This is a genomic window from Pontibacter korlensis (assembly GCF_000973725.1).
Taxonomy (GTDB): Bacteria; Bacteroidota; Bacteroidia; order Cytophagales; family Hymenobacteraceae; genus Pontibacter; species Pontibacter korlensis.
This window is the reverse complement of record NZ_CP009621.1, coordinates 219,525-231,830: the sequence shown is the minus strand read 5'-3', so window position 1 is coordinate 231,830 and position 12,306 is coordinate 219,525. Positions and strand designations below refer to the sequence as shown.

Annotated in this window: 6 protein-coding genes; 1 reads left to right on the top strand and 5 read right to left on the bottom strand. The window is 49.6% G+C overall.

Annotated features, from left to right (window positions below):
- A complete protein-coding gene (locus tag PKOR_RS00980) occupies positions 1–1,533 on the bottom strand; it encodes a RagB/SusD family nutrient uptake outer membrane protein (protein ID WP_046308679.1) in 1,533 nt (510 codons plus the stop codon).
- 20 nt (positions 1,534–1,553) lie between these two features.
- Positions 1,554–4,637: a SusC/RagA family TonB-linked outer membrane protein gene (locus tag PKOR_RS00975; protein WP_071843096.1), complete on the bottom strand. Its 3,084-nt coding sequence runs from the start codon at positions 4,635–4,637 to the stop codon at positions 1,554–1,556.
- A gap of 654 nt (positions 4,638–5,291) precedes the next feature.
- On the opposite strand from PKOR_RS00975, the gene PKOR_RS00970 reads away from it, so the two are divergent.
- The gene (locus PKOR_RS00970) at positions 5,292–8,225 is read left to right on the top strand and encodes a ligand-binding sensor domain-containing protein (protein WP_046308678.1); all 2,934 of its coding nucleotides are present in this window, start codon (positions 5,292–5,294) and stop codon (positions 8,223–8,225) included.
- Between the two features lie 101 nt (positions 8,226–8,326).
- On the opposite strand, the gene PKOR_RS00965 is transcribed toward PKOR_RS00970, so the two are convergent.
- From PKOR_RS00965 to PKOR_RS00955, 3 genes are all read right to left on the bottom strand, one after another.
- A complete protein-coding gene (locus tag PKOR_RS00965; RefSeq protein ID WP_235337098.1) occupies positions 8,327–9,196 on the bottom strand; it encodes a glycoside hydrolase family 16 protein in 870 nt (289 codons plus the stop codon).
- Between the two features lie 117 nt (positions 9,197–9,313).
- Entirely contained in the window at positions 9,314–10,759 is a 1,446-nt protein-coding gene (locus PKOR_RS00960; RefSeq protein ID WP_046308676.1) for a PKD domain-containing protein, read from the bottom strand.
- 33 nt (positions 10,760–10,792) lie between these two features.
- A complete protein-coding gene (locus PKOR_RS00955) occupies positions 10,793–12,301 on the bottom strand; it encodes a RagB/SusD family nutrient uptake outer membrane protein (RefSeq protein ID WP_046308675.1) in 1,509 nt (502 codons plus the stop codon).
- Between the last annotated feature and the right edge of the window lie 5 nt (positions 12,302–12,306).

The window sequence follows — 12,306 nt, the reverse complement described above, 5'->3', positions numbered from 1 at the left end:
TTAGTAACCGGGGTTCTGTGTCAGGTTTGCTGTTCTTACATCAGCATCCGGTATAGGAAGCAGGTTATGCTTACCCTCCACATAGCCCAAGGGCCCCAGCACTTCTGCTGCCAGGCCCCAACGCACCAGGTCGATGTACCTGAAGCCTTCGAAGGCAAGTTCTAATTCCCGCTCCCTCACAATAGCATTGAACAGGTCGGTACCAGAGGCCGTTATTTCATCAAGATCGGCTCTTTCGCGCACCTTGTTTAGTTCTTGGCGTGCCCTGCCTTCATTTCCAAGGCGGTAGTAGGCTTCGGCGGCCATCAGCAGCACGTCTGCATACCGAATCAATCGCCAGTTGGTGCCATAGTTCAGCTCGCCGATAGCACCTCCCTGGGAGTTTGTCTGGTTAGAAAAAGAGCCATACTTGCGCTGGAAGTATCCCATATAATCATAAGCCGTAGGTGCAGACCAGCTTCCGCCTTTTGCTTCGAGCTCCTGCTCAGACATAATTGTATGGATTCTTCTTTCTGTATCTGCTGCATTAACAAAGGATTGGTACAGAGTTGGGCGAGGGGTGTTAAAGCCCCAGCCACCTATTAAACTATCCTCTGGTGCCTTGGTATAAAAGTCGGAGCGAGGCCCCATCAACTGGATATGAATGTTACTCTCCAAATTGCGGCCATTGCCCCACGGGAAGTTGCCCCAGTCATAGTCGGCATCGCTGGAGTAGGCAACTTCAAACAAAGACTCAGGGCCAAACTCCCCTTCTAAGGAGAAAACCCTACTGAAGTCTGGCTCCAGGCTGTACTGTCCTGAATTGATCACCTCGTCAAGCTGCTCAGCTGCCTGCTGCCACTCTTCCTGGTAGAGGTATGCCCTGCCAAGCAATGCCTGCGCCGCTCCCTTTGTAAAGCGGAATCTTTCGCCGCTGCCATAGCTGCTCTTCAAAGGGAGATCAGGTATCGCTTCAGTCAGGTCCTGCTCTATCTGCGCATACACTTCTTCGCGGCTGGCTCTCTGTTGCGCCGTATACTCACTTGGTGGAACGTCATTCAATACAAGTGGCACTCCTCCCCAAAGTGATACCAGGTCCAGGTAGTATAAGGCCCTTAGCGCTTTTGCTTCGGCAAGCAGGCGCCTGCGCAAATCTGTTTCCGGCGCTACATGATTGATTACTTTGTTTGCACGGTAAATGCCGTAGTAGCTCATGCTCCAGGCACCCAGAATAGCGTCGTTCTGCGAGTCGAAGGTAAAGTCATCGAGTGTTTGGTAGCCAGGTTGGTCACCAGGACCACTGCCGCCCGCATTGCTTTCATCCGATGGCAGCGTTTTTACCAGGTACATGCTGGCCCAACCCCAGTTATAGTGTGCCTGCAGCATGTCATAGACAGCAGCAGTGGCCTGTATGGCATCTTCATCGGTTTGATAAAACTGATCCTCTGGTAATCTTCCCGGTATCTCTGATTCCAAAAAGTCATCCTCGCAGCCCGTTGCCAGTAGCAGAGCGGCCAGGCACACAAGCGTTCTTTTGAAAATATAGTTCTTCATAATAAGTCTAGGGTTAAGGTTTAGAAGTTGAACGTAAGACCGACCAATGCTTTTCTAGGGATAGGATACACCCCTCTGTCAATACCAAGGCTGTTCACGTTGTTGCTGCCGGCTTCAGGGTCCAGGCCAGGGTAGTCGGTAAAGGTAAAGTAGTCGTCGAGCGACACATAGAACCTTGCGTTCTGGACACTGATTCTCTCTGTAACTGCGTTGGGAAGCGTGTAGCCTAGTTGCAACTGCCGGATGCGGGCGTAGGAGCCGTCGAAGAGCATCAGGTCGCTGTTATACACATAGGTGCTGGTGGTATTAGGGGCAAACCAGCTGTTGGTGCTGCCTGGTCCTGTCCACCTGTCTTCGTAGAAGAAGGCTGGCCTGTTAGCGGTTGGTCTGTCCACGCGGTTAAAGGCCAGCAGCACGTCATTACCAGCCTGCCCTTGTATAAAGGCCAGAAAGTCAAAACCCTTGTAGCTCAGGTTGATGCGTCCGCCATAGATTAACTCAGGGTGCGGACTGCCAATAAAGGTCTGGTCATCCGGGGATATCTGGCCATCTTCGTTCACATCGACCACAATAGGGTCGCCTGGCGCTGGGTCATAACCGGAGATACCGTTCTCGCTGAGGTACTGGCCGATTTCATCCTCGCTTTGGAAGATACCGGCAGTTTTATAGCCACGGAAGTACCAGATAGGGTAGCCTTCCTCAAAGTACGTGGCTGTCCAACCTGTGCCGACACCAGTACCTGCGATACGGGTCACGTTCGGGTTGAGGAAAGTAACCTCGTTGTCCAGGGTAGTCAGGTTTACTGCAAACTCATACTTAAAAGCATTGGGGTTGGTGTTGTTGTTAAAAGCCAGCTCAAATTCCCAGCCCCTGTTTCTTACATCGCCTCCGTTCACAAAGGGCAGGGTGTTGCCGATAAACCGAGGTGGTGTGCCTGGGGTGATCAGGTCTTTGGTGGTCTTGACAAAGTAGTCACTTGTTAAGGTAAGCCTGTTGTCAAACAAGCCCAGGTCCAGTCCAATGTCTACCTGCTCGCTTGTCTCCCAGGTAAGCTCGGGGTTTGCCAGGGCGGCAGGCTCCGCTACTGTGATGTAGCCGCCGTTGCCGTCGGGGTAGCGTATACCCTGCGAAGTGATTACCGCTGCCCACTGGCCTATGGTAAGGTTAGACAAACTGCCGTTCTCTCCCCAGCTACCTCGCAGCTTAAAGTAGTTCACCACATTGTTGGCCGGGAAAAAGTCCTCGTTAGACAGTACCCAACCTACGGAAACAGATGGAAAGGTGCCCCACTCGTTACCCGGGGGCAGCAGAGAAGAACCATCGCGTCGCACAGTCAGGTTCAGCAGGTACTTGTTCTCATAGTCATAAGAGAGTCGGCCGTAGTAAGACTGTAGTGTGTTAGCGTTCTCTGTACCGGCAATCCTGTCATTGTCGTCAGGAGTATAGTCAGGGAAAGCAAAGATATCATCTTCTGCAAACAGCCCTGAAGAGGTGCCATTTAGCCTGTTGTACCTGCGCTCAAGGGCTGAGGTACCCGCCAGCAACGTAAAGTTGTGCGAGCCAATGGTGCGCTGGTACGTAGCGTAGTTTTCCCACTGCCATGTGAACCAGTTCTCGTTTGTGTCGAAGGTGTTGGCGGTGGTGTTCAGCCTTTCTGAGGAGAACCAGAAGCTAGGGTTCCAGCCGTGGTTACGCTGGAAGGCCGCATCGATACCAAAGCGTGAGGTGAACGTGAATCCTTCGAAAGGTTTGATATCGGCATAAAGGTTGCCAACCACTTTGTTCTGTACCGTGCTACCCTTGGTTATGGCTATTTGTGCCAGCGGGTTGCCTACCTCACCTCTGATATACTGTGACAGGCCATAGTAATTACCACTGCCATCACGCACCAAGGGCAGGCCGGCATCTATCGCATCCTGAACAAAGCCTGGCAGTGCACCGGTGTAAATAGTCGGCGTGATAGGGTCGATTAAAATAGCATTGCTGATAACAGAACCGAACTCGCTGTCCTCCTGAATACCAGCACGCTCAAAATGGGAGTAAGACAACCTGTTGCCAACATTCAGCCAGGACTTTATCTCATGGTCAGAGTTTAGCCTGACGGTATAACGGTCGAACCTGGCTTTGTCGCCACCTACCACACCATCCTGCCGGAACATGGTGCCATTTATCAGGAAGGATGATTTTTCGGAGCCACCGTTAAAAGAGACCGAGTGGCGCTGCATGGGGGCCTTCTCAAAAATCTCATCCAGCCAGTTGGTGCCCTGTATACTACTTACCTCAGCAGGGTCTGGTATGGTACCTGCCGTGCTGGATTCGTTGAGGTAGGCGGCATATTGCTGGGCGTTCATCAAATCCATTCTGTCGCCCACCGACTGCACACCGTACTGGCCACTGTAGGAAACCGTGGAGGGGGCACCCTTGTTGCCGGTTTTGGTAGTGATGATCACTACACCGTTAGCACCTTCGGCACCGTATATGGCGGCTGATGCGGCATCTTTCAATACTTCTATAGAGGCAATCTCGCTTGGGTCCAGGTATTCAATGCCGCCGGTACGCATACCGTCTACAATGTAAAGTGGCTCAGCATTACCGTTAGAGCCCGCTCCTCGTACCCTTACCCGCATGCCGCTGCCCGGAGAGCCTGAAGCAGGAAGTACAGAAACACCAGCTGTTCTTCCCTGCAGGGCCTGTTCAACCCTTGTCGAGGAAACGGTGGCGATCTCTTCTTGTCTTACCGAGGAGATGGCACCGGTAACCAGGCTCTTTTGCTGTGTACCGTAACCTACCACAACTACCTCTTCCAAGGTCTCTGTATCTGGAGCAAGGGAGACATTTACCGTAGATCTGTTTCCTATTTGCACTTCTTGTGTCTTGTAACCAACAAAAGAAAACACCAGGGTGCCTCCACCGCCTGGTACTGACAGGGAGTAGTTCCCGTTGGCATCTGAAGATGTTCCACGTGTGGTTCCTTGCAGTACAACCGTTACGCCGGGCAGCCCGCTTCCGTTCTCGTCTGTTACCTGCCCGGTAACGGTTACATCAGCCGTTTGCTGAATCAATGGCATAGGCATAGCAAAAACTGCTTCTGCATAAGTAGGCATACTTGCACAGACAGCTATTGTTATGCAGCCGATCGCTGAATAAAAGTTTTGCTTCATAGGTGAGTTATTAAATATTAAAAATCGATCACAGCGCTAGGCATACAGCTTATGGCCTAGTGCGCATCAGCTACCTTAACAAAGGGGTGGGGAGTCGGGTGAATTGGTTTTAAGCATACCCTGCTTCTTATTTTTGCAGTGCTTACAGTTTCTCTGCCCAATACCGGGTGCTTGGGCCACAAGAGGAAGAGTGGCAGCAGAGAGCATCGTATTATTGCTCCAAGCGTGCTCTTAAGGATATAGAAGTATTTTAAATGCTAATATTTAGCTGGCTTTTAGTTGTTTAAGTGAGTGCTAACTTTAATTTTGCACGTTTATTTTACGCGCGAAACCTATAAAAGATGAAGATAGACTTGTGTAATTATAAGGATAGGTAATGTCAATCGCTTGCTGAAGGCATAAGGCAAGTATGGTAAAGAGAAGCGAACAATTAGCTATCTTGTCACCAAATGTTCCTTTAAATCATGATAACACAGAACATTCTGCTTGTCATGTGTAAACTTTAATGTTACCTTATGAGGTAAGTCTGGCTCCGGATCATGACCTTGAGCTATTGTGCTCACACTTTCAGATAAGGCAAATAGAGGCGGTATTTTAATGAAGAAGTTGTTTGTAGTGCTGGTGAACATCATCACCCTATGTTACCCCATACTGGCACAGGTCAAAAATGAGGGTATCCCTTATATCAAGAACTACACACAGAAACAATATAAGGCATCTCCGCAGAACTGGGCAATTGTACAGGACCACCGTGGGGTGATGTACTTTGGCAACAGCTTTGGTGTACTCGAGTTTGACGGCAACCACTGGCGACGCATCAGTCTGGCAAACCGTACTATTGCCCGTTCGCTTGCCGTAGATAAAACCGGAAGGGTATATGTAGGGGGGCAGGACGACTTTGGCTACCTGCAGCCTGATGCATCCGGGCTGATGTCGTACGTGTCGTTAAAGGAGAAGATAGCGCCGCAGTATCGGGACTTTGACGATGTCTGGAAAATCTATACTTCGGATGAGGGGGTGTTTTACTGTACCGTTTCCGGAATCTACCACCTTCAGCATGACAGGATAAAAGTATACAAATCACCTGGCCCGCCAACAGGTTTTCCTTTTATGGTGCAAAACAAGCTGTTGGTGCCTGTACCCAAAAAAGGCATCTTTGAGCTAAAGCACGGAACATTTGGACTCATACCTGGCAGTGAGATCGTAGCAGATTTTGTCATCACTGCCATCCTGCCTTACGAGAAAGGGGAGTCCCTGCTGTTTACCGAGGAGCACGGCATGTATGTGTACAATGGCTACAGTGACTTTAAAAAGTTGAGCTGGCCGGTAGAGGACTATCTAATAAAAAACAAGATATACTCTGCCACGCGTTTAACGGAAGGGTACGCCATTGGTACTGCACATGACGGACTTTTGGTGGTAGATAAAGCCGGAAAACCCAGGCAGCACCTTAACCGGGAAAAGGGACTGCAGAACAGTAATGTGATCCATGTCTACCAGGACCAGGCGGGTAGTCTTTGGCTGGCCCTGAACAACGGGATAGCTTATGTAGAGATCAACTCTGCTTTCACGCTTTTCAATGCGACCAATGGCTTGCCTGGCACAGGTTATACTTCGTTGCTGAACAAGGATGTGCTTTACCTGGGCACCAATGATGGACTATACTATAAAGCATGGTCCAATACAGAAAACCCCCTTTACCCTTCGCCTTTCAAGCTTGTAGATAATACCCAGGGGCAGGTCTACAACCTGCAGAAAATAAAGGGTAAGCTCCTGCTCTCGCATCATAACGGGCCTTTTGAGATAGTTAATAACACAGCGCGTAAGCTTTCTGACCATCGGGGCGCCTGGATCTTTATGCCGCTGGCTAACCATCCGGGTTATCTTGTTTGCGGTACCTATACTGGGCTATTGCTCTACAAGTTTGAGAAGGGGCAACTAGTGTTTCAGCATAAAATCAGCGGCTTCGATGAGTCTTCTCGTGTGATGGAAGAGGACAAAGAAGGTAACCTGTGGATTGCCCATGGTTACAAAGGTGTATACAAGCTGAGGCTGGGGGCAGACATGCACAAAGTAGAGTCGGTCAGTTTTTATGGAGAGGAGAGCGGGTTTCCCTCTAACCTCTTTATTAATGTCTTCAAGATAAATGGCGAGCTGGTTTTTACCGGTGAGAGCGGCGTTTATAAGTATAACAAGCGTACCGACAGGTTTGATGCCCACCCACTATTAAGCAAGCAGTTTGAGCAGGGAGTACACGTGCGTAAGCTGGTGGAGGATAAAGACGGCGATATCTGGTTTTCGGCGGGCAACCAGATGGGCGTGTTGCGAAAGAGGAGCAATGGCAGTTTTGAGGTAGAGAAAAACATCTTTAACAAACTGCATGGAAAGCTGATCGGAGGTTTTGAGCACATCGCTCCCTACGACCAGTCTAACATGCTGATCGGTATTGATGAGGGCTTTGTACATTACCACCCATCTTACTTGCAGGCTAAAAACCTTGACCATACTTTTTATACCCTGATCAGGCAGGTAAATGCTACGGACGGCCTTAAGGACACGCTTATTTCAGCAGGAGCCTACCTGGATGCGGGGCAGGTAGCGATAAACCAGCCAAACCAAGCAAAGCTAACGCTGCCGTTTGCCTTCAACTCCGTAAAGTTTACCTACAGTGGCGTTGCCTATGAAGGCGAGGAGCATGTGCAGTACCAGTACATGCTGGAGGGCTTTGACAAGAGCTGGAGCCCCTGGATAAGCACCCTGCAGAAAGAGTACACTAACTTGTCGGAAGGGACTTATACTTTCAAAGTCAAGGCACGGGATGTGTATAACCGGGAAAGCAGGGAGGCCATGTACACTTTTACCGTGCTACCACCGTGGTACAGATCCATTTGGGCAAAAGGTGGCTACGTTCTGCTAGCCCTGTTGCTGCTTTGGGTACTCAAACGCCTAACAGATAACCGTATACGCAGGCATCAGGAGCAAGCAAGGCTCGAACAAGAGAAGGCACTAAGGCTAAAGGAGGCTGAGCACATGGAACAGGTGCTGAAGGCAGAGAAGGAAATCATTAAGCTAAATAATGAGAAACTGGAAAGTGAGCTGGCTCATAAGAGTAAGGAGCTTGCTTCATCTGCCATGCATGTGATGCACAGCCTTGAAACCATAGGCAAAGTTCGGGGGCAGCTACAAGTGGTAATGGAGCAGGTGGATGATAAGGAGGCACGACACCACCTCCGTAAGATGCTAAGGTCGGTGGAGGAAGACATAAAGGTTGATAATAACTGGGATCAGTTTGAGCTGCATTTCAACCAGATCCACCAGGACTTCCTCAGGCGCCTGCGCGATGATTATCCGGACCTCACGCATCGTGATATCAAACTGTGTGCGTATCTGCGCATGAACCTGACCAGCAAGGAAATTGCCTCTTTGCTCAACCTGTCGCTGCGTGGTGTAGAAACCAGCAGGTACCGCCTACGGAAAAAGCTGAACCTGGGGCAAGAGGTAAACCTGACGGAGTTTATACTTAAGTATTAGCAAATAAAAACAAAAAGCCCCGCATTGGCTGCGGGGCTTTTTGTTTAGCAATATCTGTAAGCTCCTACATTCCTATAGTAGCTTACAGATAGCTCCCAGGATTATTCTTCAATCATTTTGTAGACACGCACATAGTCAACCTCCATTGACTGTGGGAAAACAGCAGGGTCCACGCCCTGGGCTCCGCCCCAGTTACCGCCTACAGCAATGTTGAGCAACAGGTGGAAGCGTTTGTCAAAAGGCCATGAAGCATAGCCCTTGCCCTCGTTGATGAACTCAAAAACCTGCTGATCATCAATATATCCTCTTATGGCATAAGGAGTCCAGTCTACACGGTAGTTGTGGAACGCTGTGCTGGCAGTTGGTATAATTTTGCTTTTGCCTTTTTGAGTACCCTTGCCGTGATTGTAAGCTTCTGTGTGAACAGTGATGTGCACGTTGTTTTGGTCGTAACCTACATGCTCCATAATGTCAATTTCACCTGACTTCGGCCATCCTCCATACTCCCAGTCAGTAGGCAGCATCCAGATAGCCGGCCAGGTGCCCCTACCTGTGGGCAGCTTAGCGCGTATCTCAAACCTGCCATACTTAAAGTCGCCTTTGTTTTTGGTAACCAGCCTGGCAGAAGTATAGTCCATGCCACTTTCAGCTTCTTTTTTGGCTGTAATGGTAAGTACTCCATTAGCTACGCTAGCGTTTGATGCCTTGTCTGTATAATACTGTAGCTCGTTATTGCCCCAACCGCCGCCGCCAAGGTCGTATCCCCATTTGGAGTTATCTGGAAGGCCGGTGTAGTTAAACTCATCAGCCCATGTAGGGGTGCTCTCAAACTTCCAGTTTTTATCTGCAGGTGTTTGTGGCGTAGATATAAAGGGCTTCGGTGTTTCACTTTCAGAACAGGAAGCATAGGAGAGTAGGGTACTGAAGGCAGCTAGCGTGAGTACAGCCCGTTTCATATTTAATAGCAACATAGATCCATGAGGTTTAAGGACACGGTGCACCGATAACTTCATGCTATCAGTGACTTTACTAATGTTTTGAGTAGAACAGAGAAAGCCAGAGAATTACCCCTGGCTTTCTCTGTTGGCTTATTTTACCAATTCAAAATCGTCTAGGAAGAAGATGCCAGGAATATAGTTCCCCTCGCCACCTACCTGTATGATGATTCTATCCAGGTCTTTTCTGCTGACTACCTCAGCAGCACCAAAGTCAAAGGTTAATTCAACCCATTTATCAAGTTCGCTTACCTGCTGTTTTACCTCTACCTGGTTTACCCATGGCTGTGCAGAAGAACCATCCTGCAGCTTCATGGATACTTGCTTTAGCAGGTGCGGGTCAGCCCAGGATTCGCCTTCAGCTGATGTGAAGTCGTTGTAGCTCGGGATAAACACTTTCAGCTTAAACACGTGGCGCTCACGCAGGTCCAGCTTATGCTCAAAGTCGGTGAACATGTTAGCAAACGTATATGGCTGTCCTTCCTGCTTCACATACATGGCCACTTTGGCTGACGTGTTGATCGGGAAAGGGGCAGGATTATCGTAGCTTTCATTCAAGGTCAGCGCTTCCGTTTTCCATACTATGTTGCCATCCTCATCAAAGTTATCGTAGATGTCGGTGATCTTGTACGGCTTTTCTTCTACAGGTCTGGTATAGCCCTTTGGAACAAAGCGGTAGAACCAGGCATTTCCTGGTGCTCCTTTCTGGGAGCTCATCAGGTACATCTCGTTTTCGCTTAAAGCAAGGATCTGGTATCGAGATACACCTACATAGTAGGCCATGAAGCCATTGTTGGAAAGGGTCAGGTATTTTTTGCCGTTCTCTTCTGTGATAGTCCACGACATATTGGTTGGAGGAGTGTAAGAAACCGTTACGTCTGCAGCAGCATTACTGCCACCCAAGTCAGAAGCATAGTCCTTGTTTGCATAGGTGTCGCCGTTGTTCTTATAAGTGTAAGAAAAGCCTTCCAGCTTGAAGGTCATCTCATCATCATATAAACCAAGCCCGGCTTTTTCGTTTGCCCCAGCAGCCCACCAGTTTGGAGTAGGGTCAGCAGCAGCAGCATCTCCTACGCCCAGGTGCCCCTTAAACTCTTTCTCCATCACCCAGGTCTTGCCATCTGCATCGCTTGCACCACCTGTCAGGAAGTTGTAGTCCTCCCGGTTAAGCATCGATACATTTGTTTCAGCAATGTGGATAGTTTTGGTGTTAACAGCATAACCGCCACTCGTAAATACCGTGAGTTTTACAGTGTAGTCCCCCTCTACAGCAAAGGCTCCTTGTACCTGCTGACCTTCGGCAGTAGCACCGTTACCGAAGTCCCAGATAGCTTTGAAAGCGCCAGGGGTCTCGTTCTTGAAGTTGATGATGTTTGGATTTTCGGTGGTAGGTGTTGCCGAAAACTGCACCATCTCAGAAGAAGGGGCAGGAGCCAGCTCCGAATCTGAATCCTCTGGCGTACAGGCCGCAAACATACTTGTTAGCAGCAAAGCGGCCATAAAAGAGTATACTCTGGATATGAATACGTTGTATTTCATGATTTTTTCTATGTTAATATTGTAGCCCGGACCTTACCTGTACTCAGGGTTTTGCACAAGCTTTGTGTTGTTAAGCTCAGCCTGTGGGATAGGAAGTACTTCGTGCTTACCAGCCACAAATCCGAAAGGAGCCAATACTGTTGCAGCTCTTCCTGTGCGCACAAGATCATGCCAGCGATGTCCTTCTGTGGCAAGTTCCAGGCGGCGCTCTTTGTAGATGTTTTCCAGTGTTGGAGCTACAGGAGCCAGGCCGACACGAGCACGCACAGCGTTCAGCAATTCACCAGCGCGGGTTGCGTCCCCACCGCCCTGAATTAGTGCCTCTGCTTCCATCAGGTAGGTATCTGCCAGGCGTATTTCAATATAATCGTTTGGCCAGTTCAACAGGGGCTCACCACCACCTGCACTCTTCCATTCAACTTTAGGAGCGTACTTTTCTACAAAGTAGCCTGTATTCTGGTAACCTTTCTCATAGGTGGCGACCCCTGCTTGTTCCAGGCTGTCGATGTTGGCTACAGTATACTTATAGCGAGGGTCTCCCTTCAGTGCATTCACCAGGTCAAGGGTAAGCGGGTTAAAGCCCCAGCCTGCTACGTAAGTTGGGCCAGCATAACCCCTGGGGCCGAACATGGTGACACCAACGTTACCTTCAAAGTTTGGCCAGCTGCCCCAGTCAGCATTAGCCACGGTCGTGTGCACAATCTCGAGGATAGACTCGCTGTGGAACTTGTTGCCCGGGCTAAAGATGTCCCCAAAGTTATCCAGCAGCCTATAGCCGTACTGGCTTGTACCACCTGGTGTACCGTTAACGTCTGCAAGTTGGGCAGCAGCAGCGCTCCACTCTTGCTGATACAGGTGCACCTTACCCAGTAAAGCCTTTGCTGTACCTTGTGTTACGCGCCCGCCTTCTGTAGCCGCAGGAACAGTAACAGGTAGGTTCGGTATAGCATCAGCCAGGTCCTTTTCTATCTGAGCATAAACTTCCTCAGGAGTAGCCTGTGTCGCGTTGTAAATCTGGTCTGTAGATATAGATGACGTGAAGAGTGGCACGTTCCTGAAAAGGCGCACCAGGTCAAAGTAGTAGTAAGCGCGCAGGAACTTTGCCTCGGCTACGTACCTTGCCGTTGTGTTAGCATCCAAGCCAGGTATACCAGCCTCAGCCTTTTCTATCAAGGTATTGGTACGGGACACGCCTGTGAAGTTTCTGTTCCAGTACTCACCTTGCGGGCCAATGGCCGGGTCAAGTGTGTAGTTGTTCCATACCTGCCAGGTGTTCATGTCAGATGAACCACCACCGCCAGCATAGGCATCATCAGAGGCTCCGTTTATGGCGCCAATGTTGTGGTAGGTGCCGCCTGCTTCCCAGCCCAGTGGGTCATAGGCCGCTACCAGGCCAGCAAAAGCCTGCTCTGGATTGCTGTAGTAGTTAGATTCCAGTACGGTTCCTCTAGGGTCTACTTCCAGGAACTCTTTTTCGCATGAGCTGAACAGGGGTAAACCCAGTGCAGCTATAGCTAAGAAATGTATATATCTTCTTTTCATTGTAT

Bases quoted from the DNA above. Each gene is read 5' to 3' on its own strand.
- PKOR_RS00980 (WP_046308679.1), bottom strand. From the start codon at position 1,533: ATGAAGAACTATATTTTCAAAAGAACGCTTGTGTGCCTGGCCGCTCTG.
- PKOR_RS00975 (WP_071843096.1), bottom strand. From the start codon at position 4,637: ATGCCTACTTATGCAGAAGCAGTTTTTGCTATGCCTATGCCATTGATT.
- PKOR_RS00970 (WP_046308678.1), top strand. From the start codon at position 5,292: ATGAAGAAGTTGTTTGTAGTGCTGGTGAACATCATCACCCTATGTTAC.
- PKOR_RS00965 (WP_235337098.1), bottom strand. From the start codon at position 9,196: ATGTTGCTATTAAATATGAAACGGGCTGTACTCACGCTAGCTGCCTTC.
- PKOR_RS00960 (WP_046308676.1), bottom strand. From the start codon at position 10,759: ATGAAATACAACGTATTCATATCCAGAGTATACTCTTTTATGGCCGCT.
- PKOR_RS00955 (WP_046308675.1), bottom strand. From the start codon at position 12,301: ATGAAAAGAAGATATATACATTTCTTAGCTATAGCTGCACTGGGTTTA.